17 protein-coding genes are annotated in these 23,863 nt (G+C 68.6%); 12 read left to right on the plus strand and 5 right to left on the minus strand.

The window, feature by feature from the left end:
* The first annotated feature begins 108 nt into the window (after nucleotides 1-108).
* Entirely contained in the window at nucleotides 109-648 is a 540-nt protein-coding gene (locus ABH927_RS24020) for a carboxymuconolactone decarboxylase family protein (protein ID WP_370024693.1), read from the plus strand.
* 91 nt (nucleotides 649-739) lie between these two features.
* Here ABH927_RS24020 and ABH927_RS24025 read toward each other — a convergent pair whose 3' ends face one another.
* Nucleotides 740-1,462 (minus strand): GntR family transcriptional regulator, encoded by a 723-nt coding sequence (locus tag ABH927_RS24025; protein WP_370024695.1) that lies wholly within the window; start codon nucleotides 1,460-1,462, stop codon nucleotides 740-742.
* A 320-nt stretch (nucleotides 1,463-1,782) separates the two neighbouring features.
* Between ABH927_RS24025 and ABH927_RS24030 the strand changes: the two genes are divergently transcribed.
* From ABH927_RS24030 to ABH927_RS24045, 4 genes are all read left to right on the plus strand, one after another.
* Nucleotides 1,783-2,622: a fumarylacetoacetate hydrolase family protein gene (locus ABH927_RS24030; RefSeq protein ID WP_370024697.1), complete on the plus strand. Its 840-nt coding sequence runs from the start codon at nucleotides 1,783-1,785 to the stop codon at nucleotides 2,620-2,622.
* Nucleotides 2,623-2,812: 190 nt separating this feature from the next.
* On the plus strand, nucleotides 2,813-3,736 hold the full coding sequence (locus ABH927_RS24035; protein WP_370024699.1) for a VOC family protein: 924 nt from the start codon (nucleotides 2,813-2,815) through the stop codon (nucleotides 3,734-3,736).
* A 45-nt stretch (nucleotides 3,737-3,781) separates the two neighbouring features.
* Nucleotides 3,782-5,575: an FAD-dependent monooxygenase gene (locus tag ABH927_RS24040; RefSeq protein WP_370024701.1), complete on the plus strand. Its 1,794-nt coding sequence runs from the start codon at nucleotides 3,782-3,784 to the stop codon at nucleotides 5,573-5,575.
* Nucleotides 5,576-5,877: 302 nt separating this feature from the next.
* The gene (locus ABH927_RS24045; protein WP_370024703.1) at nucleotides 5,878-6,870 is read left to right on the plus strand and encodes a pirin family protein; all 993 of its coding nucleotides are present in this window, start codon (nucleotides 5,878-5,880) and stop codon (nucleotides 6,868-6,870) included.
* A gap of 204 nt (nucleotides 6,871-7,074) precedes the next feature.
* Here the strand turns inward: ABH927_RS24045 and ABH927_RS24050 are convergent, their stop codons facing one another.
* From ABH927_RS24050 to ABH927_RS24060, 3 genes are all read right to left on the minus strand, one after another.
* On the minus strand, nucleotides 7,075-7,656 hold the full coding sequence (locus ABH927_RS24050; protein WP_370024705.1) for a MarR family winged helix-turn-helix transcriptional regulator: 582 nt from the start codon (nucleotides 7,654-7,656) through the stop codon (nucleotides 7,075-7,077).
* Nucleotides 7,657-8,016: 360 nt separating this feature from the next.
* A complete protein-coding gene (locus ABH927_RS24055) occupies nucleotides 8,017-8,826 on the minus strand; it encodes a hypothetical protein (protein WP_370024707.1) in 810 nt (269 codons plus the stop codon).
* 685 nt (nucleotides 8,827-9,511) lie between these two features.
* Complete coding sequence (locus tag ABH927_RS24060; protein ID WP_370024709.1) at nucleotides 9,512-10,771, minus strand: serine protease; 1,260 nt, start codon at nucleotides 10,769-10,771, stop codon at nucleotides 9,512-9,514.
* A 272-nt stretch (nucleotides 10,772-11,043) separates the two neighbouring features.
* Here ABH927_RS24060 and ABH927_RS24065 point away from each other — a divergent pair, with 272 nt between their 5' ends.
* The gene (locus ABH927_RS24065) at nucleotides 11,044-11,466 is read left to right on the plus strand and encodes a hypothetical protein (RefSeq protein WP_370024711.1); all 423 of its coding nucleotides are present in this window, start codon (nucleotides 11,044-11,046) and stop codon (nucleotides 11,464-11,466) included.
* Here ABH927_RS24065 and ABH927_RS24070 read toward each other — a convergent pair.
* The gene (locus tag ABH927_RS24070; protein ID WP_370024715.1) at nucleotides 11,448-12,626 is read right to left on the minus strand and encodes an ROK family protein; all 1,179 of its coding nucleotides are present in this window, start codon (nucleotides 12,624-12,626) and stop codon (nucleotides 11,448-11,450) included. The genes ABH927_RS24065 and ABH927_RS24070 overlap by 19 nt on opposite strands.
* Nucleotides 12,627-12,745: 119 nt before the next feature.
* Between ABH927_RS24070 and ABH927_RS24075 the strand changes: the two genes are divergently transcribed.
* The 6 genes from ABH927_RS24075 (at nucleotide 12,746) to ABH927_RS24100 (ending at nucleotide 23,821) form a co-directional block, all read left to right on the plus strand.
* Entirely contained in the window at nucleotides 12,746-14,305 is a 1,560-nt protein-coding gene (locus tag ABH927_RS24075) for a sugar ABC transporter ATP-binding protein (RefSeq protein ID WP_370024717.1), read from the plus strand.
* A 62-nt stretch (nucleotides 14,306-14,367) separates the two neighbouring features.
* Nucleotides 14,368-15,387, plus strand: coding sequence for an ABC transporter permease (locus ABH927_RS24080; protein WP_370024719.1), 1,020 nt, complete (start codon nucleotides 14,368-14,370; stop codon nucleotides 15,385-15,387).
* An 81-nt stretch (nucleotides 15,388-15,468) separates the two neighbouring features.
* The gene (locus tag ABH927_RS24085) at nucleotides 15,469-16,524 is read left to right on the plus strand and encodes an ABC transporter substrate-binding protein (protein ID WP_370024721.1); all 1,056 of its coding nucleotides are present in this window, start codon (nucleotides 15,469-15,471) and stop codon (nucleotides 16,522-16,524) included.
* A complete protein-coding gene (locus ABH927_RS24090; protein ID WP_370024723.1) occupies nucleotides 16,521-17,729 on the plus strand; it encodes a Gfo/Idh/MocA family protein in 1,209 nt (402 codons plus the stop codon). The genes ABH927_RS24085 and ABH927_RS24090 overlap by 4 nt, the downstream gene beginning before the upstream one ends.
* A gap of 168 nt (nucleotides 17,730-17,897) precedes the next feature.
* Nucleotides 17,898-22,412, plus strand: coding sequence for a ThuA domain-containing protein (locus ABH927_RS24095; RefSeq protein WP_370024725.1), 4,515 nt, complete (start codon nucleotides 17,898-17,900; stop codon nucleotides 22,410-22,412).
* A gap of 527 nt (nucleotides 22,413-22,939) precedes the next feature.
* Complete coding sequence (locus ABH927_RS24100) at nucleotides 22,940-23,821, plus strand: hypothetical protein (RefSeq protein ID WP_370024726.1); 882 nt, start codon at nucleotides 22,940-22,942, stop codon at nucleotides 23,819-23,821.
* The last annotated feature ends 42 nt before the right edge of the window (nucleotides 23,822-23,863 follow it).

Genomic DNA, 23,863 nt, shown 5'->3' on the forward strand with positions numbered 1-23,863 from the left:
TTTCTCTCGCGTTTCGTCGCGTGTCATATGTCGAGGGCATCGGCACGATCCGCCAGCGCATGGTCGCCCCGTGAGCGGCGCGGGGGCCCAGGAAGGGAGACGGTGACGATGGCGCGTGTGCCCTACCCGGAGATGCCGGAGCACCTGCTCGCGGCCTTTCCCATGGACAAGCCGCTCAACGTCGTGCGGATGCTGGCTCACGCCGAGGGCGTCTGGGCGTCGTACCTGAAGACCGGCAGCGCCCTGCTCACGAGGATCGCGCTGCCGCCCCGGCTGAGGGAGCTGGTGATCCTCCGGGTCGCCCACCTGCAGGTCGCTCCATACGAGCTGGCGCAGCACGAGCCGCTGGCCCGTGCATACGGCGTGACCGACGAGGAGCTGGCCGCGCTGGAGATAGGTGCGAAGCTCGCGGACGGCGCCTTCGACGACATCGAGCTCGCGGCGCTGGAGCTCGTCACCGAGATGATCACGGAGAAGGACGCCGCCGACCGGACCTTCGACCGCGCGTACGCGGCGCTCGGCGACCGGGGCACGGTCGAGTTGCTGCTGCTCGCAGTGCAGTACGCGGGCCTGGCCCTGTTCCTCAACACCCTGCGGGTCGACGTCGACGTCGACACCCGGCCGACTCTGCCCCATCTGGACCGGTAACAGGGTCCGCGAAGTCCCAGGAGACAGCATGGCACTGCATCAGCTTTCCTCGATCACCATCGGGGTTCCCAACCTGGAGGAGACCGCCAGGTCAGGAGTCTTCATTTAGATGTGGATCGGGCCGTGGGAGCGCTGCAGCGTCGCCGGTCAGCTCGTCGGCGTGGTCCAGCAGGAGTTGGGCGGTGCGCTGGATGTGCTGGGTGAGCACCGCGACGGCCCGCTCCGTGTCCCGGTCGAGCATCGCGTCGAGCAGGTCCCGGTGCTCGCGGATGGCGTCGCGGCCTTCCTGGAGACCGAACGGGGCGGCCCATCGCTGGTAGAGCTCGGCCGACTCCCGTAAATCGGTGGCTATCTTGATAAGCCGGGGACTACCGCACGCGGCGAGCACGTCGGCGTGGAAATTCAGATGAGCTTCGGCCGCCTCCTGGTGTAGCTCCGTGTCGGCGGTCGGGCGCATGCGGTCCATGGTGTGATGGGCGGCGATCACCCGCGCCTCCCAGGCCACATCCCCTCGGGCGATCGACCGGCGCAGCGCGAGTGTCTCGATGTCCACCCGTACGGCTGTCAGGTCGGAGAGATCCTCCGCGGACAGCGGTTTCACCCTGAACCCCAGTTGTGGTTCCGAGATGATGAGCTCCTGCTCAGCGAGCCGGGTTACCGCTTCCCGCAGGACGCTCAGGCTGACCCCGTGCTCCTTCGCGAGCGCGGCGAGCGGCAGCCGCTCGCCCGGCCGAAACCGGCCCGCGAGGATGGCCATCTTCAACTGACCGTGGACCTTTTGGGTCAGCGTCGTGCTCTTGGCGGGCCGGGACATGACTCCACTGTATCGGTCATCGATCTAGGGCACTTAATCGATTTCCCACGTCTCCTTCGCTGGCCCCGCTGCCTGACGCTCGACAGAAGCCTATTATTCTGACGTGCGTCAGATTCTTTGCTCGTCGCAGCGCCGGCACCCCGGCCGCGCCGACGGCCTTCCCTGCTCTCGCCCGATAGGGCGATCTATCGAGATCTCCACAGAAATCGATTTTCGCTTGACGTATCGATTTGTCGGGGCGTACAACGGACTAACCGCGCCGCAGGTTGGCGTGTGAAGTGATCCCTCGAAAGCCGGGAAAAGCCGAGAAGAGAGGTGCGATGCGTACCGCGAACATTGACGGGCGGCTGGCCCTGGTCCAGGGCAGCGTGGCGCTGGACGTGGAACGAGCCAGCGGCGGGAGGTTCGGCGCGGACCCGCAGGCGGTCTTCGACCGCTGGGACGAGTTCAGGGAGTGGGCCGCCGGGGTCGACGTGACGGCGGGCGCCGAGATCGGCGCGGCATGCCGGGGCGCGGTGGCGCCGGCGCCGCGCCAGGTGTTCGCCATCGGCCTCAACTACGCGGACCATGCCGCCGAGGGCAATGTGGAGCCGCCGAAGAGCCCGCCGACTTTCACCAAGTTCCTCAGCTCGCTCGCCGGGCCGTACGAGGAGGTCGTGCTCCCGGCCGAGACTGTGGACTGGGAGGTCGAGCTTGTCGCGGTGATCGGCAAGACCGCCATCCAGGTCGCCCGCGAGGACGCGTGGGACTACGTGGCCGGTCTTACCGTCGGCCAGGACCTGTCCGAGCGCCGCCTGCAGACCGTCGGCCCGGCGCCGCAGTTCAGCCTGGGCAAGTCGTTCCCCGGTTTCGGCCCGATGGGCCCGGAGCTGGTGTCGGTGGACGAGTTCAGCGACCCCGACGACCTGGAGCTGGGCTGCTCGGTGAACGGCGTGCTGATGCAGAAGGGCCGCACCTCGGGGATGATCTTCTCGGTGCCCGAGCTGATCGCCCGCATCTCGGCCGTCTGCACGCTGTACCCAGGCGACGTGATCTTCACGGGCACGCCCGGGGGGGTGGGCGCCGCGCGCGATCCTAGGGTCTTCCTCAAGCCGGGCGACGAGCTGGTGTCCTATGTCGAGGGCATCGGCACGATCCGCCAGCGCATGGTCGCCTCTTGAACAGCCGGACTCGGGGCCGGCCTCGGCGACCGCGGTACGGCGGAGCTTCGCTGCTGGCGGGCGTCTACGCGGGCCTGGCCTTGTTCCTCAACGTTCCTCAGCGTTCCTCAACACCTTGCGGGTCGACATCGATACGGATGCCCGCCCGGCCTCGTGCCGAGCTGTGATCCAACCCATTTTAGGAGACCACATGGGACTGCACAGGCTTTCCTCGATCACCATCGGAGTGCCGAACGTCGAGGAGACCGCTCAGTACTACGACGATTTCGGCCTGATCCGCGACGGCGGCACCTTCTCCACCACGGACGGCGGTGAGCAGTTGCGTCTCGTTTCCACGCCGACGCGCCGCGCTCTGGAGATCGTCATCGGCGCGGACGACGCGGACGACCTCAGCCGCATCGCGTCGCGGCTCGCGAAGCTCGAGATCGACGCCGAGTTGGACGACAACGGCATCATCGCGGTCGAGCCGTTCACGCGCGTGCGCTTCGTGGTGCGGATCACGGACCGGATCAAGCAGCCGGAGGTGCCGCGGCCCGCGCAGAACGGGCCGGGCCGCACCGAGCGGACGCAGGCCCGCGCGGAAGCCCTGGACAGGGAAGGTCCGGTACGGCCGCGCAAGCTCGGCCACGTGGTCCTCGGTTCCCTGGACGCGGAGGCGAGCCAGCGGTTCCTGGTCGAGGGCATCGGGCTCAAGATCAGTGACGTGATCAGCGGGCACGCCGCGTTCCTGCGCTGCTCCACCGACCACCACAACGTCCTCGTGCAGCAGTCGCCCGTCGCCTTCCTGCACCACACGTCGTGGCAGGTCGACGACGTCGACGAGGTCGGGCGCGGCGCGATCAACATGATCGAGGGCCATCCGGAGCGGCACACCTGGGGCTTGGGCCGGCACTACATCGGGTCCAACTTCTTCTGGTACCTGCGCGATCCCGCCGGCAACTTCTCCGAGTACTACTCCGACATGGACTGCATCCTCGACGACCAGCTCTGGGAGCCGGGGGTCTTCGAGCCCGGGCCGAAGGCCGGGTACCTCTGGGGGCCGCAGGTGCCCGCGTCCATGATCCGCCCCGACGACCTCGCCGAGCTCATGACCGGCGCCCACCAGCCGGGCTGACCGGCCGACAACACCATTACCCCACTTCCTTCTGGGAGAAGAACCATGTCCGATCTGGACGTCGATGTGCTCATCGTCGGTGGCGGAGCAGCTGGCCTGACGGTGTCCGCGCTGCTGGGCAGCTACGGCGTGGACACGCTGCTGGTCAACGCTTGGCCGCACACCTCGATCCTGCCTAAGGCGCACATCCTCAACCAGCACACCATGGAGATCCTCGCGGCGATTGGGGCCGCCGACGAGGTGTACGAACGGGCCACTCCGCCGGAGATGACCCGTTACACCGGCATCTTCGCCGGGTTCGCCGGACCGCACGAGGACTACGGGCGGCTGATCACCAAGACCGAGTCGTGGGGGGCCGCCGGGGACGACGTCGACTACGTCGCCGCGAGCGAGCATCGGCTGGCGAATCTCCCGCAGATCCGGCTGGAGCCGATCATCCGAGCGCGCGCCGAAGCGCTGGCGGGCAAGGACAGGGTGCGCTTCGGCCATGAGATGCTGTCCTTCACCCAGGACGACGAGGGCGTGGAGGCGGTGATCCTCGATCGGGAGACCGGGAACGAGTACCGCGTGCGGGCCCGCTACCTCCTGGGGTGCGACGGTGGCCGGACCGTGCGGCCGCAGCTCGGCATCGAGCTGGACAACCTGGGCCCGGAGAAGTCACAGGCGGCGCGGATCGTCAGCATCTACATGACCGCCGACCTGTCCAAGTGGGCCACCGAACCCGAGGCCCTGCTCCGTTCGTACTACCTGCCGGATCTCGGCAGGACCATTGGTCTCCTCGCCATGGGGCCCGACCACTGGGGGCCGGAGTCCGAGGAGTGGGTCGTCCATCAGTTCTTCCCGGCCGAGGAAGAGGCGACGACAGACGACGAGGCGGCGGTCGTGAAGATGCGGGAGGCGCTCGGCATCGGCGACGTCGAAGTCACCGTGCACGCCATCACGCGATGGTGGTTTGAGGGGGTGCTGGCCCGCGAGTTCAGGAAGGGCCGGGCATTCCTGCTTGGTGACGCCGCGCACCGGCACCCGCCCACGGGCGGCCTCGGGCTGAACAGCGCCGTCCAGGACGCCTACAACATCGCCTGGAAGCTCGCCGCGGTGCTCCAGGGCCACGCCGGCGACGAGTTGCTGGACACCTACGAGGCCGAGAGGCGGGCGGTCACCGGCCGCAACGTCCGGCGAGCGCTGGAAAACGCGGCCAACGCTCCCAAGTTGAGAGCCGCGATGGGAGTCGAGTACGTCCCGGACCCTGAGGGCAACTGGAAGACCCTGCGGGACTACTGGGCCGACACGCCGGAGGGCAAGCGCCGCCGACGTGAGGTGCTGGCCGCGGTCACCGAGCAGTCGATGGAGTTCCGGGCGCACAACACCGAGTACGGCTACACCTACGAGTCCACCGCCGTCCTGCCCGACGGCGAGCCGGCGCCCGAGCCCATCGACGAGATCCGGGTCTACCGGCCGAGCACCAGGCCCGGCCATCCGCTGCCGCACGCGTGGCTGCTCGACGACGACGGTGACCTCGTGCCGATCGCGAGCCTGCTGGGCCCGGGGCGCTTCCTGCTCATCGCGGGCGAGAAGGGCCAGGCATGGCAGGAGGCCGCGCGCAAGATCGCCGCTGAGCACGGCCTGCCGCTGGACGCGGTGACCATCGGACACGGGGAAGGCGACTACCTGGATCCACGCTGCACGTGGCTGCGGCACCGGGACATCGACGCCGACGGCGCGATCCTGGTAAGACCTGACAGGTTCGTCGCCTGGCGCAGCCGCGGCGCGTCGGCCGACGCGGTGTCGGAGTTGTCCGGCGCGGTGTTCTCCGTGCTCGGCCGTGCTCCACACGCCTGACCCTTACGGCGCCCTACCCCCGCGGCTGTCGTCGTGCCGCGGGGGCCTGCCGCTCCTCGCGCGCCGCGACGATCCGCGCGGACGTCACAGCCCGCCTCGCCGTCGCCAACCCCGGTTTCCTGCCCCAGCCGCCGGACGCGGAGCGATTCGGGTGGAAGGACCCGGACGGGCTACGCGCTGGCGCGTGCAATACTTGACAAACGTCAGATTAATGACCGTGGACGGGTGGCACGCGCGCCGGCCCGCCACGCGAGGAGGCCCGCCGTCGCAGGGGCGACGGCGGCGACCGGAGAGGTGGACTCATGCCGGCGATCACCGTGGAGAACCCGCTCGCGCTGCCCCGACTTCCGGCGCCAGACCCGCTGACCCGCGTCGACCGTGACGTGGTCGTGCTGAACACCGCGGAGAGCGCGACGCTGGGCGACCACTTCGTCATGCGCCGGCCGTTCGCCGGCCTCGACCTGGAGACGCTGGACCCCTTCGTTCACATGGACCAGTCGGGCGAGTCCCACCTTCCTCCCGGGGAGCCGATCGGCACCGCCTGGCATCCCCACCGCGGATTCGAGACGGTCACGTATGTCATCGACGGCCGAGTCCGCCACCAGGACTCCAACGGCGGCGGTGGCCTGATCGGCGACGGCGACACCCAGTGGATGACCGCCGGCGCCGGAATCCTGCACAAGGAGGCACCTCCGGAGGAGCTGGTCATGAAGGGCGGCGTGAGCCATGCGGTCCAGTTGTGGGTCAACCTGCCGGGCAGCCTGAAGTTCGCCGCGCCCCGTTACCAGGACATCACCGCCGAGAAGATCACCTTGCTGGGTTCGTACGACGGCGGCGCTCTGGTGCGGGTCATCGCGGGGCGCGTCGGGGGGTACAGCGGCCCCGGCATCACCCACACGCCGATCACGCTGGTCCACGCCACGCTCGCGCCCGGCGCGTCGCTCACCTTGCCGTGGCGGCGCGACTTCAACGCGCTGGCCTATGCCCTCGCCGGACGGGGTACGGCCGGCCCTCGGGGCCGCCGGTTCGAACTCGGGCACCTCGCGGTCTTCGGCCCCGGCAACAGCGTCACCGTCGCCGCGGACACCGTCCAGGACGAACGGAGCCGGTCGCTGGAGGTGCTCTTCATGGGCGGCCTGCCGATCCGCGAGCCCGTCGCCGTCTACGGGCCGTTCGTCATGAATACCCAGGCCGAGTTGGCCCAGGCGTTCGAGGACTTCAGGGCCGGCCGGCTCGGGAGCATTCCGGCGGTGCCCGTACCGGTACGCCGCACCACGCCGGATCCCGCGAAGTGACGGACCACCATGAGCGAGCGTTCACTAGAATGAGGCGCGCTCATGGAGCGTTGTCCATGAGGCGGACCTGCTGAGAGAGAGTACGTCGGCCTGCGCGATGAACTGGAGGCCAAGCTCCACGGCATCATCGGCGAAGGCATGCGCTACCGCAAGCCCGCCGGCTGAGAACGCGAAAGCCCCGCGAGCTCCTCGGGCCCGCGGGGGCTATCGGCGAGCCGTGGAACGGCGGCGGCGGGGCACGGGCGTGACTTCCGCGTCCGAGACGCCGATTTCTTCGGCCGCCTTGCAGGGGTCCGTCACGGGGTCAAGTGTGTCTGCGTGGGTGGCCAGGCGCCGCAGCAGAGAACGGAAGGCGACGCGGTCGGACTCGTCGAGGGCGCTCAGCACGTGGTCCTCGGCGTGTTTGAGCTTCTGCCTCATCTCGACCAGAGTGGCGTGGCCCTTCTCCGTGGCCACGATACGCCGGGCCCGCCGGTCTGCCGGGTCGGGGCGCCGCTGGATCAGGCCTGACTCTTCCATGTCGTCGAGCAGGTAGGTCATGACCGTACGGTCGATGCCGAGCTGCTGAGCGATGGCCAGCTGCGTCGCGGGCAGGGCGCGTGCGGCGGCGGTGAGGACCTGGTATCCCCGAGGACCGCCGGTCATCTCGGCTATCGCGTGGTTGGCCGTCTTGATGTACGACCGGAACACCATGCCTAGCGCCCAGCCCAGATCGCCCTTCAGCGCCCCCGCGCAGTCTTCCGGGGGGGCGCTGTTCGCGGGAGAGGGTGAGGATGCGGGGGTCATCGTTCGATCATAACTGGTAGCGGCCTCACAACCATGTTGCCGGGCAGACGTTCTGCTACCCATTCTAGTCCCGCTCGCGCCGTCGGGGGCGCGCCAGAGCCGCCGTAGTGGTCCCGAGACCGGGATGAGCGCGTCTCAAGTGGATGGACCCCGTACGGCGGGCGCGGTGCCGTACGGGGTCCAGTCCATCGATGAAATCCACCTCGGCGGGAAGGACGAGGCGCGTCTAGGGCGACGGCCTCCGTGGCCCACCATCGCGAATCCCAACCGTGATCGCGAACGTCCCTGGACTCGCCAGGTTGTCCCTCACGTCTTCCGCCTGCTCGGGCCGCCTTGGCCGGCTGTCGCGGGGACGACTCCCTAGCCGACTACCTTCACGTAGTCGCGTGCTTCGGCGCCGCGGAAACTGTCGTTGCCGTTGAACTTCACCAGCCAGGTGCCGGAGCGGCGAGCCCGGACATCGGTCCGGAAGCCGCCATCGGAGTCGGTCGTGAGGGTGTCGACATTCCTCCAGTCACCGTAGCCGTTTGAGCGGAAGTAGACGTGAATACGCTGGCGGCCGATGTGGTGCCCGTTTGATGCACCGCTCCGGAGCCTCCCGTCGAGGGAAAGCCGATCGCCCTCGTGGGCCCGCCCCGGCGTCACCTGGAAGCCGGTGATTCGAGTCGCCCGGCTCTCGTTCCAAGAGAAGTCCCGCTTGATGTACAGGCCTGACTTGTGGCTCCACTGGTTGTCGTCGTACCAATTGTGACCACCGTGGTTCCAGTCGTAGTTGTTCCACCCGTTCCAATCGTGGTTGTTCCACCCGTTCCAGTGGTGATGGTTCCACTGGCCGTCGTGGTGGTGACCGTGTTCGTTTCCGTCGTGACCCCACTGGTTGTGGTTCCCGGAGTGATTCCCGTCGTCGCCGGGGCTGTGGTCTCCGTCGTTGTGGTCGTTGTTGTGGCTCTCCCCGTCGTGGTCACCGCGGCCGTCTCGCTTCTGGTGGTCGCGTGCGGATGCGGACGACTGGGAGTCGCTGTCCCCGCGGACGGCGGCCTGGGTGTTCGTGCTGATGAGGAAGGCCTTCTGCCCCTGCTCATGCCCGGACGCCACGTCCGCGTACGCCGGTGCGGACGCCACCGCCAGGGCCAGGGCGCCGGCTGCGACCGCCCCAATAGTCGTAATCATTTTCCGTGCCATTTTCTTGCTTCCTTTCCCCGATGAAGCGCACCCGATCGGGTGTATGTAAACGCTAACGCCGGATTCCGGAGAACTATTGCCGAAAGAAAGGCCTGATAATGTGTTGTCCGCCACATGTGTTCGGGGGCCCTGCTATTTCATGAACGGCAAAACCGCACAACCGCAATGCCTCTGGCCTGCGGTTGTGCGGTTCTTCTATGGGAAATGTACTAATGGCGGCCGTGTCCCGCCCGGCGGGTGAGAATGATGATCGGCATTCAGCGGCCATAATTGCGGCAGCACAGCCGATAAGGAATGCCGTCCGAAATCCCTCCGTCGAAGGGATGGCTATACCGCGGAAGGACTGACAGGTGCCGGCCGGGACTATCCCCGCCCACAGCGCTGGAGGTTGAGGTGCGATGCGCGCGTCTACGAGTTCAACCCGTTGGCCGCCCCCTCGCGGACCGTGGGACGGCCTTCATGATCAGGTGAGGTCCCCTCGCCGCAGACAGGTGCGTGGACACCGAGGAGATCACCATCACCACCAGGTCTGCCGCAGCCATGTCGAGCCCGCGATCAGCTGAGATCAGGCCGTGGATTCAGGTCGACCAGGACCGCCCGTGATGGCCCGTGTCTTGAGGACTTGACGCGGGCCACACGATCGATCGAGACGACTTCTCTCTCCGCCCGGAGGTCAGGCGATCGAGCCCGACCAGCGGTTCTTCGCCGCGCTGTAGACCTGGTAGGTCTCCCCGTCGAAGTAGGGGGAGAGACTGGTGTCGAAGCGCTTGTTCTTGTCGGTGTCGGAGACGCCGATGGTGACACCGTTCAGGTAGCCGAGACGGTGGCTGTTGCTGTAGCCCGAGACCCAAGCCGACCCCAGGGCGCCTTCGCCGGTGAAGGCCGACCTGACGGCGACGAGCTGCTCGGCCTTCAGGTCCTTGGACCTGGCCGCGAAGGTCTTGCCGTACGACCACTTGAGGGTCTTGCCGGTGAAGGCGTGGTTGCCGTCCGGGTGGGAGCCGCTGGGGTAGCCGAAGACGTAGACGTACCTACCGAGCTTCTGGTTGTAGGCCAGGCCCTGGCCGCCGACGTTGTTGCCCAGACGGCCGACGTCGTGGAACCTCAGGACGTAGTAGTGGGTGTGGCCCTGGTCGTCCTCGCCCTTCCAGTAGCCCCAGCCGTCGTGGTCGGAGTCGCCGCGGGCGTACGCGTCGTAGGTCGCCTCGTCGACCTCCTTGACCTTGACGTAGTCCTTGAGCTGGTCCCACTTGTGCTGGTGGATGAGGTCCTCGACGTCCTTGAAGCCGCCCGCGGGCAGCTTGAGGCCGTTGTAGACGGTGACGAAGGCGTAGTCGCGGTCGCCGTCCTCGTAGACGCTGTAGTCGTAGTGCGTGAAGGCCTGCTTGCCGACGTAGATTCCCCAGGGGGTCTTGCCCTGGTAGTAGCCGGGGACGAAGACCCAGTACTTCAGGGTGGCCTTGTTCGACTCGGTGTCGTAGACGCAGTGGCCGGCGGTGGCGACGAGGTTGCGGTACTGGGCCTGGACCGAGGTGGCCGAGCACCAGTGCGGCCGGTCGTCGGAGCCGAGGAAGAACACCTTGCCGGTGCTCCTGGGCAGGTTGACGTTCTTCGACGCGCCGGCCTTCTTCTCGTCGCCGATCGCCGGCACGAGGCCGGGCTTGCCGCTCGCCGCGGGGCCGCCCTTGGAGACGACCTGGGTGGTGACGGCCTTGGTCTCCACCTTGTACGGCGTGGCGTTGATCAGGTTGGCCGCGTTCTCGGCGTACCAGAAGGCCACGATGTTCTTCGCGGCGACGGCGTCGCCGGCCAGGTTCGCGCTGGCGACGTCGGGCTTGGGGTCGGGGGACGCGGCCTGAGCCGGGGCGGTGAGGCTGACGGCGAGCAGGCCGCCGGCCGTGACGATGCCGCCGAGTGCGACGGTGCGCTTCAAGGGAGCTCCTCATGAGCGTCGTGGGGCCTCATATGCCCCACGGGGTACGTAAAGAGACAATGCGACGATACACCGATCATCTGTTCTTAAGACGGTTAACCTCGTTGGTCGGTCGATGGAGAGGTGTCGAGATCTTTCTGTGACTTTGACAACAAGGGAGACCTTTGTCGTCAAAGATTGGTGTTCACGCAGATGGCGTGTCCTGTCGATGATCGAGGTCCGGAAAGGGGCGAGAGGCCGCATGATGCGCGGGAGGCCGCCTGATGAGGGCTATGTCTCATCGGAGAGACGAGGCGGCGCTCGGCTCGGGGAACTGCCGACCGACCGGCTGGAGCTCCTGCTCGGCCTCGGCCCCCGGCTCGCCGCACGGGCCGGCCGCGCTGATCGAGAGCCACCTCGCCGACCGCGCGCCGGCCGGACAGATCGACGCGGTCGTCGGGCTGGGCCCGGCCGAGCCGCTGGACCGGCTGGACGTCTCGTTCCGCGCGGCATTCCGGGCGATGGAAGAGAAAGCGCGAAGGAGTGGGCACGTGGACGATGCGAACGCGGCGGCCCGGCTGCGGGAGATCTGCCTGCCACTGCCGGAGGCCCAGGCCGCGTTGGCTCTCATGATCGTCCGGCAGGTCCTCGGGATAGTCGGTCTGACCTGTCCGCGGATGCCGAATGATTCAGCCGTTCACACCATGACCGTCTGATCGACGGTGCCCGGCGCCAGCACATGCTCCACCACCATGACCGCGGCTCCGATGACGCCCGCCCGGTCGCCGAGCTCGCTGGCCCGGATGCTCAGGTGCTGGGTGGCCAGGGGGAGCGAGCGGCTGTATATCGCCTCGCGCATCCCCGCGAGCAGGTGTTCGCCCGCCTCGGCGATGTCGCCGCCGACGACGATGACCGACGGGTTGAAGAAGTTCACCACGGCGGCCAGCACGCCACCGATGTCCCGCCCGGCCTGTCGGATGACCTGAGCGGCCAGGGCATTGCCCGCGCGTATCAGCCGGACGACGTCGCGGCTGTTCGCGGCGTCGAGTCCCGTATCGCGCAGCTTGGCGGCCATCGAGGCCCCGCCCGCGACCGCCTCGAGGCAGCCGGCGTTGCCGCATCTGCAGAGCGCGTCGACCGACGAGGTCGCCCGGATGTGGCCCACGTCGCCCGCCGCCCCCTGCGCGCCCCGGTGGAGCCGCCGGTCGGCGATGATGCCGCAGCCGATGCCCGTGCCGACCTTGACGAAGAGGAGGTGGTCGACCTCGGGGCTGGTGACCCAGTGTTCGCCCCGGGCCATGATGTTCACGTCGTTGTCGACGAGGACGGGAGCGGTGAGCCGCTCGCCCAGCCACTCGGGGACCGGGAAGTTGTCCCAGCCCGGCATTATCGGTGGGTTCACCGGCCTGCCCGACGCGTGCTCTACGGGGCCTGGCAGGCCGATCCCGATCCCGCACACCTGGGCGAGCCGGTGCCCCGTCTCGGTCAGCATCTCCTTGAAGGAGGTGACCAGCCAGGTAAGGGTCGGCTCAGGGCCCCGGTCGATGGGCAGCTCGACCGCGCGCTCGGCCAGCACGGTCATGCCGAGGTCGGTGATCGCCAGCCGCGCGTGCGTGGCGCCCAGGTCGGCCGACAGGACGATCCGCGCGCTCCTGTTGAAGGCGAACGCGGTGGCCGGTCGCCCGCCGGAGGAGATCGTGTCCTGGGTGGGGACGATCCACTCATGGTTGATCAGCGCGTCGAGACGCTGGGACACCGTGGACCTGGCCAGGCCGGTGAGCTGGGCGAGCTCGGCGCGGGTTCGGGCCTGGCCGTCCCTGAGGATCGCCAGGAGCGCGCCCGCGCCCACCGCTTGACCGCTGGATTCACTCACCATGCCTTGAGTCAACGCTCCTCCTGTCAACGCGCCTGGACGGCCCTTCATCGCAATGTTACATCGACAAAAGAGCGACTTATGTTGACAGTCGGCATAAGTTCGATTTACCGTCCCGAAATATGCAGGACATAAGACGCGAGCCGACAGATCTCCTGCTCGTAATGCGCGGCATCGTGAAGCGGTTCCCCGGTGTCCGCGCCCTCGACGGCGTCGACCTGGAGGTCCGGGAGGGCGAGGTCCACTGCCTTCTCGGCCAGAACGGCGCGGGCAAGTCGACCCTCATCAAGATCCTTTCCGGGGCCCATCAACCCGATGAGGGCACGATCACCCTGGCAGGCAGGCCGGTACGGCCGGCCGGCCCCACAGCGGCCATCGATCTCGGCCTCTCGACGATCTACCAGGAGCTCGACCTGGTGGACGGGCTGACCGTGGCGGAGAACGTCTTCCTCGGCCATGAGCAGGCTCGGTACGGATTCACCAGGCGCGCGCAGATGAACAGAGCGACCGGCGAACTGCTGGCCAGGCTCGGCCACGCCGAGATCCACCCGACGACCGAGGTGGGGAGGTTGCCCGCCGCGGGCAAGCAGGTCGTCAGCATGGCACGAGCGCTGTCGCACGACGCGCGTCTGATCATCATGGACGAGCCGTCGGCGGCGCTCGCCCACGACGAGGTCGCCAACCTCTTCCGCATCATCAGGGAGCTCACCGCGCAGGGGGTCGCGATCATCTACATCTCCCACCGGCTGGAGGAGATCCGCGAGATCGGCGACCGCGTCACCGTGCTGAAGGACGGCCGGACCGCCGCCGTCGGTCTACCCGCCCGCGACACGCCCACCTCCTCGATCGTGTCGCTGATGACCGGGCGGAACGTGGAGTACGTCTTCCCGCCCCGGCCCGCCCCCGGTGCCCTCGACGACCGGCCCGAGGTGCTCCGGGTGGAGAACCTCAGCGTTGCCGGCGTCTTCTCCGACGTCTCCTTCAACGTGCGGGCCGGGGAGATCGTCGGCCTGGCGGGCCTGGTCGGCTCCGGCCGTTCGGAGATCATCGAGGCCGTTTACGGCGCCCGCCGGGCGTCGGGCCGGGTCATCCTTGAGGGCGTCCCCGTACGCCGCGGCGGGCCGAGCCTGGCCGTACGGCTCGGCATGGGCCTCGCGCCTGAAGAGCGGAAGGCGCAGGCGTTGCTGCTGGACCAGAGCGTGGCCCGCAACATCACGCTCGGAGGTCTGGGCAGGTACGCCCGGTTCGGCTGGCTCGACCGGAAACGGGAGGTGGCCGACGCGCGACGCCAGATCGAGGCCCTCGGCATTCGTCCGGCCGACCCGCACCGGCCGATCAGAACACTGTCGGGCGGCAACCAGCAGAAGGCCGTACTCGCCCGGTGGCTCGTCAACGGCCGCAAGCTGCTCCTGCTGGACGAGCCGACCCGCGGTGTGGACGTCGGCGCCCGCGCCGAGCTGTACGCGGTGATCCGCCGGCTGGCCGACGAGGGGATCGGCGTGCTCCTGGTCTCCAGCGAGGTCCCCGAGGTGCTGGGCCTGGCCGACCGGGTCCTGGTCGTCCGCGAGGGCCGGATCGTCCACGAGGCCGAGGCGGAAGACCTCGACGAGCACCGCGTCCTCGACCTCGTCATGGTCTCGCCGCCCGAGACCGCCCACGCGGAGGTGCCCCCCGATGCCTGAACAGCCTCTTTCCGCTGACCGTCCGGAGCGCCCGGGCTCCCCTCGTCCCCCAGGAGCGTCCCATGACTGAGGTCGATCCGGTGCGCGCGCCGCACGCCGCCGAGCGTCCCCAGGTCCCACCTTCCCCGAGGAGCCGGCTCGGCGGCCTGGGCGAAACCCGGCATCTCGGGTTGGTCGCGGCACTCGTCCTGCTGGCGATCGTCGGCTTGGTGACCAGGCCGGAGAATTTCGCCACGTCGTCGAATCTGGTGAGTGTTCTCGCGCTCGCGTCGACGATCGGGGTGATCACGGTTGGTATGACCTTCGTGATCATCGGAGGTGGCATCGATCTGTCGGTCGGCGCCGTCATGGCGCTGGCTTCGGTCTGGGCCACCACCCTGGCCACCCAGTCGTACGGGCCGGTGGTGATGGTGGTGTGCGCGGTCCTGGTCGGGACCGGGGCGGGGTTGGTGAACGGCCTGTTGATCTCTTACGGGCGGATGGTGCCGTTCATCGCCACGCTGGCCATGCTGGTGGCCGCGCGGGGTCTGGCGCAGCGCATGTCGGGGCAGCGCACCCAGCTCGTGCGGCCGGACAACTCGGCGATCGTCGAGTTGTCGACCACGCGGGTGCTCGGGCTGCCCCTTCTCGTTTACGTCTTCGCGCTGGTGGTGGCGGTCGGGTGGGTCGTACTCAACCGCACGACATTCGGCCGCCGGACCTACGCGGTGGGCGGCAATCCGGAGGCGGCCCGGCTGGCCGGCATCGACGTCCGCCGGCACACCATGCTGCTGTACGCGCTGTCGGGGCTGTGCTGCGGGATCGCGGCGGTGATCATCATGGCCAGGACGACCACGGGCTCGTCCACGCATGGGGACCTCTACGAGCTCGACGCGATCGCGGCCGTCATCATCGGCGGCACGCTGCTGTCCGGCGGCCGGGGCACCATCATCGGCTCGATCCTCGGCCTCCTGATCTTCACCTTGATCACCAACCTGTTCATCTTGAACGGGCTCAACACCAGCGACCAGCTCATAGCGAAAGGTCTGATCATCGTCGTCGCCGTGCTGCTGCAGCGGCGCGGCGTCCGCACCGGCACATAGTTCGCCTCACATCTGGAAGGGCCGCGGGAGCAAGCGCCGCGGCTCTGGTTCCGCACGCCTTTCACCCCCTAGGAGAATGACATGACACGCAATCCGGGCCGTCGAGGGTTCATCTTCGGCGGAGCCGTCATCGGCGCCGGCGCCCTGGTCACCGCCTGCACGAGCAACGAGCCGGCCGTACGGCCCAGTGCCGCGGCGGCCGCCGCCACGCCGGCCGGGGGCGACGACCAGCCCGGCAAGCAGGTGACGATCGGGTTCTCCGCGCCCGCCGCCGATCACGGGTGGATCGCCGCCATCGCCAAGAACGCCCAGAGTGCGGCCGGGCAGCACGCCGATGTGACGTTCAAGCCGGTGGAGCCCACCAACGACATCAACCAGCAGATCTCGGCGGTGGAGTCGCTGATCCAGCAGAAGGTCGACGTGCTGGTGCTGCTGCCCAACGACGGTGAGCAGCTCAACCAGGTCGCCAGGCAGGCGATGGACGCGGGCATCCCGGTCCTCAACCTGGACCGGGTCTTTCCCGACAAGCTGTCCTACCGGTCGTGGATCGGCGGGGACAACTACGGCATGGGCGTGGCCGCCGGGCATTACATCGGTAAGCGGCTCAAGGACAAGGGCGTGGCCAGCCCGGTGATCGTGGAGATCCAGGGCATCGCGACGCTGCCGCTCACGCAGGACCGCAGCGCGGGGTTCGCCGACGCGCTCAAAACGTATGGGTTCGGTGTGACCGCCAAGCAGGATGCCAAGTTCACGGTCGAGACCGGCACCCAGGTCGCCGCCAACCTGCTGCAGGCGCACAAGAAGATCGACGCGCTGTGGAACCACGACGACGACCAGGGCATCGGCGTGCTGGCCGCGATCAAGGAAGCGGGCCGGAGCGAGTTGTTCATGGTCGGCGGCGCGGGCTCGGCCAACGCCATGCGGGAGATCCAGTCCGGGTCGAGCGTGCTGGAGGCCACGGTGACCTACAGCCCGACGATGGCCGCCTCCGCCATCAAGCTCGCCCGGCTCATCGCCCAGGGCAGGGGTATGTCCGACCTCGTGGAGAACCAGGTGCCGCAGTCGATCACACTGGCGTCCGAGACCGTCACCAAGGACAACGTCGCGGCCTACCTTCCGCTGGGGTTCGAATCGTGAAGCCGCCTATCGGGGTCGGCCTGGTCGGGTACGCGTTCATGGGACGTGTGCACTCGCAGGCCTGGCGGAACGTCGCCGCGTTCTTCGACCTGCCCGTGAAACCGTCGATGGCGGTGCTTTCGGGCCGGTCGGGGGACCGTGCGGCCGCCGCCGCGGCGCAGCTCGGCTGGGCCTCCGTCGAGACGGACTGGACCAAGCTCGTCGATCGCGAGGAGGTGGCCATCGTCGACATCTGCACGCCGGGCGACTCTCACGCGGAGATCGCCATCGCCGCGCTCGCGGCCGGCAAGCACGTGCTGTGTGAAAAGCCGCTGGCCAACAGCGTGGCGGAGGCGGAGGCCATGGCCGCCGCCGCGCGGGCGGCGGCCGCCAGGGGCGTGCGCAGCATGGTGGGGTTCAACTACCGCCGCGTCCCGGCGGTGGCGCTGGCCCGGCGGTTGGTGGCCGAAGGCCGCGTGGGGGAGATCAGGCACGTCCGCGCGCAGTATCTCCAGGACTGGATCATCGACCCGGAGTTTCCCCTGGTGTGGCGGCTGCGGAAGGAAAGAGCCGGGTCGGGCGCCCTGGGCGACATCGGGGCGCACATCGTCGACACCGCCCAGTTCGTCACCGGCCAGTCGCTGACGGGCGTCTCGGCGCTCACCGAGACCTTCATCAAGCAACGACCGCTGGGCGAGGGCGCAAGCGGCCTGGCGGGCGGCAGCCGTACCGGAGAGAAGGGGCCGGTCACGGTGGACGACGCGGCCCTGTTCATCGGCCGGTTCGACGGCGGAGCCGTGGGGTCGTTCGAGGCCACGCGTTTCGCCACCGGCCGCAAGAACGCGCTGCGCATCGAGGTGAACGGCTCGCGCGGCAGCGTGGCCTTCGACTTCGAGGCCATGAACGAGCTGTGGTTCCACGACAACGAGCAGCCCGACGCCGGGTTCCGGCGGATCCTCGTCACCGAGCCCGGCCATCCCTACGCCGGAGCGTGGTGGCCTCCGGGGCATGGCCTGGGGTACGAGCACACCTTCGTCCACGAGGTGAAGGACTTCCTGGAGGCCGTCGCCACCGGCGCCGACCCGTCGCCCTCGTTCGACGACGGCCTCCAGGTGCAGCGAGTCCTCGCCGCCGTCGAGGAGAGCGCGGCCAACGAGAGCCGGTGGACCCCCGTGGGCACGAAGGACCCGCAATCGCCATGGTCCTCCCGGTCCCCGTCCAGATGATCGAGACCTAGACAGACCCCCGGTCAAACGGCTGCGACGCCGTCAACTCACCGGCAGCCGCTTCAGCGCGTCGGGGCTCTCCGCCGGTGGACCGGCGGCATACCGCGTTCTACCCGGCCGATCCCCCGTGCCGGGCCCGTCGCACAACGAGTGAAGGGAAGTTCCGCCATGCCCCCCAGGCGGCCAACCGCTCACGCCCCCCGATGGATCGCGCAGATCTGCGCCTTACTACTGGCGCTCACGGGCCTGACCGTGCTCACCGTGGCCACCCCCGCCCAGGCGCACGCGGCGGCCATCGACCCCGCGGACTACCAGCGCGTGGAGATGGCCAAGGGCGTCGCCGAGATGGGCGAGCCCCTGACGATGACCGTGCTGCCCGACCTGTCGGTGCTGCACACTTCGCGTGACGGGACCCTGCGGCGTACGGACAAGGCCGGCAACACCGGCGTGATCGGCGCGCTGAACGTCTACACCCACGACGAGGAGGGACTCCAGGGGATCGCGGCCGACCCGGGGTTCGCGACCAACCGGTTCATCTACCTCTACTACGCGCCGCGCCTGAACACCCCGGACGGTGATGCCCCGGCGACCGCCACCGACTTCTCGGTGTGGAAGGGCGTGAACCGGCTGTCCAGGTTCACCGTCAAGGCCGACTGGACGCTGGACATGGCGAGCGAGGTGAAAGTGCTCGACGTGCCGGCCGACCGCGGCAACTGTTGCCACGTCGGCGGCGACCTGGACTTCGACGCGGCGGGCAACCTCTACCTGTCCACCGGCGACGACAGCAACCCGTTCGATTCGTCGGGGTACGCGCCGCTGGACGAGCGGCCCGACCGTAACCCGGTCTACGACGCCCAGCGCAGCGCCGGCAACACCAACGACCTGCGAGGAAAGATCCTGCGGATCAAGGTCAAGCCTGACGGGACCTACAGCATCCCCGCGGGCAATCTCTTCCCGACGGGGACCGCGAACACGCGGGCCGAGATCTACGCGATGGGCTTCCGCAACCCGTACCGGATGAGCGTCGACAAAGCCACCGGAGTGGTGTACGTGGGTGACTACGGTCCCGACGCGGGCTCCACCGATCCCAACCGGGGGCCGAGCGGCCAGGTCGAGTTCGACCGGGTGACCGGCCCCGGCAACTACGGCTGGCCGTACTGCACGGGCACCAACACGCCGGACGAGACCTACAACGAGTTCACCTTCCCCTCCGGGCCCTCTGGTCGGAAGTACGACTGCGCCGGCGGACCGACCAACAATTCCTTCCGCAACACCGGCCTGAGCAAGCTGCCGCCCGCCCAGCCCGCGTGGATCAAGTACGGCGGTGACGCCGGCTCGCCGCCGGAGTTCGGCGGCGGGTCGGAGTCGCCCATGGGCGGACCGGTCTACCACTACGACGCCAACCTGAACTCCGCTGTCAAGTTCCCCCAGGACCTGGACGACCACTTCTTCGCCGGCGAGTTCGGCCGCCGCTGGATCAAGGCGATCGAGGTGGGCGCCGGTGGAACGCGCGGCGACATCACGGACTTCCCGTGGACCGGCACCCAGGTCATGGACATGGCGTTCGGTCCCGACGGCGCCCTGTACGTGCTCGACTACGGCGCGGGCTACTTCGGCGGCGACCAGAACTCCGCGCTGTACCGCTTCGAGTACATCAAGGGCGGCGACCACTCGCCGATCGCGGTGGCCACGTCCGACAAGACCTCAGGAAAGACCCCACTGACCGTCACCTTCTCCTCGGCCGGGTCCGCCGACCCCGAGGGCGGAGCACTGACCTACGCCTGGGACTTCGGCGACGGCACCACCTCAACGGCCGCCAACCCCGTCAAGACCTACACGACCAGTGGGCGGTACAGCGCCACACTCACGGTGAGGGACCCGGCCGGCAACACCGGCAGCGCCAGCGTGCTGATCACAGTGGGCAACACCGCGCCCACGGTGACGCTGGAGTCGCCGAATGACGGGCAGCTGTTCCAATGGGGCGACACCGTACCGTTCAAGATCAAGGTCACGGACTCCGAGGACACGACCATCGACTGCGCGAAGGTCAAGATGACCTACGTGCTCGGCCATGACAGCCACGGTCACCAGATCAGCTCGAAGAACGGCTGTTCGGGAGATCTGACGATCCCGGTCGACGGGGAACACGACGACGCGGCCAACATCTTCGCGGTTTTCGACGCGGAATACACCGACAAGGGCGGGCTGACCACCCACACCCAGCACATCCTCCAGCCGCGGCACCGGCAGGCCGAGCACTACACGGCGATGTCGGGTGTGAACAAGTTCGACAAGACGCAGGCCCACGGCGGCAGGACGGTCGGCGACATCCACAACGGCGACTGGATCTCGTTCAAGCCGTACGAGCTCAGCGGCGCCAAGACGTTCACCGCCCGGGTGTCCTCCGGCGGTGCGGGCGGCAGCATAGAGGTGCGGGCGGGCTCGCCGACCGGCACCCTGCTGGGCAAGGCGACTGTGCCGGTGACCGGCGGCTGGGAGACCTTCACCGACGTCTCCGCTCCGCTGTCGAACGCGCCCTCCGGCACGACCGAGCTCTACCTCGTGTTCACCGGCGGCGGTGGCGCGCTGTTCGACCTGGACGACTTCACGCTCGTGTCTGACGGCGGCACCGGCCCCGCCAACGGTCAGATCACCGGTATAGGCGGCAAGTGCATGGAAGTCGCCGGCGCCAACTCGGCCAACGGCACCAAGGTGCAACTCGCCACCTGCAACGGCACCGCGGCGCAGACCTGGAACATGAGCGGCTCCACGATCCAGGCGCTCGGCAAGTGCCTGGACGTCGCCGCCGGCGGCAGCGCCGACGGAACGAAGGTGCAGATTTACAGCTGCAACGGCACCGGGGCGCAGAACTGGACCATCCAGCCGGACGGTTCGCTGAAGAACCCGCAGTCGGGCAAGTGTCTCGACGGCTCCAACGCCGCGCAGCTGGTCATCAAGACCTGCGACGGCGGCGCGGCCCAGAAGTGGAAGACGTCACCCCCGGCCGGCACCGGGCAGGGCGACCTCCTCGTCTTCTCGCGTACGGCCGACTACCGGCACGACTCGATCCCGGCCGGCATCCAGGCCATCAAGAACCTGGGCTTCAACGTCACCGCCACCGAGGACCCCGCCGCCTTCACCACCGCCAACCTGGCCGGGTACAAGGCCGTCGTCTTCCTCAGCACCACCGGTGACGTGCTCGACAACGCCCAGCAGGCCGCGTTCGAGTCCTACATCCGCGCGGGCGGCGGCTACGTCGGTGTGCACGCCGCTGCCGACACCGAGTACGACTGGCCGTTCTACGGTGGCCTGGTCGGCGCGTGGTTCGCCTCCCACCCGGCCGTCCAGCAGGCGACCGTCAAGGTGGAGGACCGGGCCAATCCGGCCACCGCCCACCTCGGGCCCACCTGGACCCGCACCGACGAGTGGTACGACTACCGGACCAACGCCCGCACCACCGCGCATGTGCTGGCCTCGCTCGACGAGTCCTCCTACTCCGGCGGCGGCATGGGCGCCGACCACCCCATCTCCTGGTGCAGGACGTACGAAGGCGGACGGTCGTTCTACACCGGTGGGGGACATACGGCCGGATCCTTCGCCGAGCCGGACTTCCTCAAGCACCTGCTCGGCGGCATCAACTACGCGATGGGCGACGCCCACGCGGACTGCCGCCCCGAGATCGGCTACACCTCGATCTACAACGGCAGCACGACCGGTTGGTCGCAGGCCGGGCCGGGCGGCTTCACCAACGCCGGTGGCGCCCTCACCTCGCAGGGTGGCCCGGGCATGCTCTGGTACAAGGCGAAGGAGTACGGTTCCTACTCGCTGAAGCTGGACTGGAAGATGAGCGGGGACGACGACTCCGGCGTCTTCGTCGGCTTCCCCGCCTCCGACGACCCGGCGTCGGCGGTGAACAACGGCTACGAGATCCAGATCGACGCCACGGACGCACCGGAGAAGACCACCGGCTCGATCTACACCTTCGAGTCCGCGGATCTCACGGCCCGCGACGCGGCGCTCAACCCGCCGGGGCAGTGGAACACCTACGAGATCAGGGTGGAAGGTGAGCGTCTGCGGGTCTTCCTCAATGGCGTGGTGATCAATGACTTCACGAACACCGACCCGGCCCGCTCGCTCCAGCAGGGGTACGTGGGCATCCAGAACCACGGCACCGGCGACGAGGTCGCGTTCCGCAACATCCGGATAAAGGAGCTCGGGCCCGCCACGGGCGACGTCACCGTCCAGGCGGAGAACTGGTCGAGCGCGAACGGCGTGGAGCCTTACCCGCACGCCCCGGCGCACGGCGGCACGGTGCTCGGCTTCGTCAACCCGGGCGACTGGGCCGCTTACGACGGGGTCGACCTCACCGGCGTCACCGGCTTCAGGGCCCGGGTCGCCTCGCCCGGCCCCAACGGCGGCTTCGAGATCCGCACCGGCTCCCCGACCGGGGCCGTGCTCGGTAGGGTCACCGTGCCGAACACCGGCGCGTGGGAGTCCTACGGCGACGTCTCCACGACGCTCACGAACGTTCCATCCGGAAGCACCAAGCTGTACCTGGTGTTCACGGGGGCGAACTTCGACGTGGACGACTTCACGCTGGTCCGCGGGTCCGCGGACACCGCGGCGCCGGTCATGAAGGCCGCCCCGGGGAGCAACCGGCCGCTCGGTGCATCGCACCGGTGACCGTCACCCTGACGGCCGCCGACGGTGATCGCGACGCCGTTCCTGTCCGCTGACGACCACTGTCAACCGGCATCGTGGCCCGCCCGATCCCGGGCGGGCCACGCACTTTCGAAGGGAATTTGGTGCCTGCGCGCCGGGAAGTCTGGTCGGCATGTTGCCATGTTCCCGTTGCCGGCGGCCCAGCAGTGGCGCGCCCGGGGCCGGCCCGGCAACGTCGCCGCCCCGCCCGCCGACGCGGCAGGCGGACAAACCTCGGGCAGACGACCATGTCTTAGGGGTTGCCCAGGTGGATCTGTTGGCTGATCCTGCGTGGGAGATCCTCCCATCCGCTCGCCGATAGGGGATCGTCCGTCCACTCAGGCCAAGTGAGCTCCAGACCTGACAGTTCCGCCGCGTTCTGCGGCGTCCCAAGGATGCTCGACTCGAAAGGGTGTCTTATGGTTCGGACCGCCCCCCTTCCTGCCTCGTCATCTCATGTCAACCCCACTGATCTGCCCCGCCGCCGAGGGCTCATCATCGTCCTCAGCGTGCTGGCGGGAGCGTTGATCGCCGCGCTGTGGTCCTTCCGGCTCGTCGACAGCGTGATCGGCGACAACGTCGCCAACACGCTGCTCGGCTATGACGCCAAGCAAACCTCGATCGGGGGCCTGATCGCGGGGACCGTTTTCGCCTTCGTCTCGGGCCTGGCCGGCACGTTCACCGCCTGCAACATCGCCGTTTTCGGGGCGATCGCCCCCATGGCGAACGCTCGGGATGGCCGGGCGAGCGCCACCGACGCGGATGCCGCACGCCCGATCAGGTCGGTGCTGGGGCCGATCGGCTGGCTCGCGCTCGGCATGATCGTGATCTCTGGGGTCTATGGCGCCATCGGCGCGATGCTCGGTGAGCGGCTGCCACAGCTGTCCACCGCGCCGGCCGGCTCCGGGCTCCCACCGCGGCTCGTTCAGGCGTCGATCGTCTTCGGCGTGATCGGCGTGGCCTTCGTCTACCTCGGCCTGGCGGCGCTGCGTGTGGTTCCTGATCCCCTGGCGCGGCTGTCGCGTCGTTTCCCTCAGGCCCGTCTGGTCGTGATCGGTGCGCTGATCGGCGGGTTTCTCGTCGGACGGCCGTTCCCGCTGTTCCACAAACTGTTCGAGTACGCGGCCCGGACCCACAACCCGTTCTATGGAGCGGCCGTGTTCGTCCTGCAGTCGCTCGGCAACATCACGGTGATGGCTCTGCTCTACGTCATACTCGTGTACGCGACCAGGGGGCGCTTCACCCGCTGGCTGACCGCGAAGCCGGCACGCGTCGCGACGATCACGGCCGTGGCCTTCATCGTGGTCGGGGCGTTCACCTTCTTGTACTGGGATCTACGCCTGCCCGCGCGATTCGGCTACGGCTGGTTCCCGACGGCCCCCTGGGAGTGAGCCCCCGCTCGTCCTGGCGGACGGGAACTAGGATGCCGGAGC

It is taken from the genome of Planotetraspora sp. GP83 (assembly GCF_041262585.1).
Taxonomy (GTDB): domain Bacteria; phylum Actinomycetota; class Actinomycetes; order Streptosporangiales; family Streptosporangiaceae; genus JAOEGB01.

Bases quoted from the DNA above. Each gene is read 5' to 3' on its own strand.
- ABH927_RS24035 (WP_370024699.1), top strand. From the start codon at position 2,813: ATGGGACTGCACAGGCTTTCCTCGATCACCATCGGAGTGCCGAACGTC.
- ABH927_RS24025 (WP_370024695.1), bottom strand. From the start codon at position 1,462: ATGTCCCGGCCCGCCAAGAGCACGACGCTGACCCAAAAGGTCCACGGT.
- ABH927_RS24050 (WP_370024705.1), bottom strand. From the start codon at position 7,656: ATGACCCCCGCATCCTCACCCTCTCCCGCGAACAGCGCCCCCCCGGAA.
- ABH927_RS24065 (WP_370024711.1), top strand. From the start codon at position 11,044: ATGTCTCATCGGAGAGACGAGGCGGCGCTCGGCTCGGGGAACTGCCGA.
- ABH927_RS24030 (WP_370024697.1), top strand. From the start codon at position 1,783: ATGCGTACCGCGAACATTGACGGGCGGCTGGCCCTGGTCCAGGGCAGC.
- ABH927_RS24020 (WP_370024693.1), top strand. From the start codon at position 109: ATGGCGCGTGTGCCCTACCCGGAGATGCCGGAGCACCTGCTCGCGGCC.
- ABH927_RS24040 (WP_370024701.1), top strand. From the start codon at position 3,782: ATGTCCGATCTGGACGTCGATGTGCTCATCGTCGGTGGCGGAGCAGCT.
- ABH927_RS24095 (WP_370024725.1), top strand. From the start codon at position 17,898: ATGCCCCCCAGGCGGCCAACCGCTCACGCCCCCCGATGGATCGCGCAG.
- ABH927_RS24055 (WP_370024707.1), bottom strand. From the start codon at position 8,826: ATGATTACGACTATTGGGGCGGTCGCAGCCGGCGCCCTGGCCCTGGCG.
- ABH927_RS24080 (WP_370024719.1), top strand. From the start codon at position 14,368: ATGACTGAGGTCGATCCGGTGCGCGCGCCGCACGCCGCCGAGCGTCCC.
- ABH927_RS24070 (WP_370024715.1), bottom strand. From the start codon at position 12,626: ATGGTGAGTGAATCCAGCGGTCAAGCGGTGGGCGCGGGCGCGCTCCTG.
- ABH927_RS24045 (WP_370024703.1), top strand. From the start codon at position 5,878: ATGCCGGCGATCACCGTGGAGAACCCGCTCGCGCTGCCCCGACTTCCG.
- ABH927_RS24085 (WP_370024721.1), top strand. From the start codon at position 15,469: ATGACACGCAATCCGGGCCGTCGAGGGTTCATCTTCGGCGGAGCCGTC.
- ABH927_RS24075 (WP_370024717.1), top strand. From the start codon at position 12,746: ATGCAGGACATAAGACGCGAGCCGACAGATCTCCTGCTCGTAATGCGC.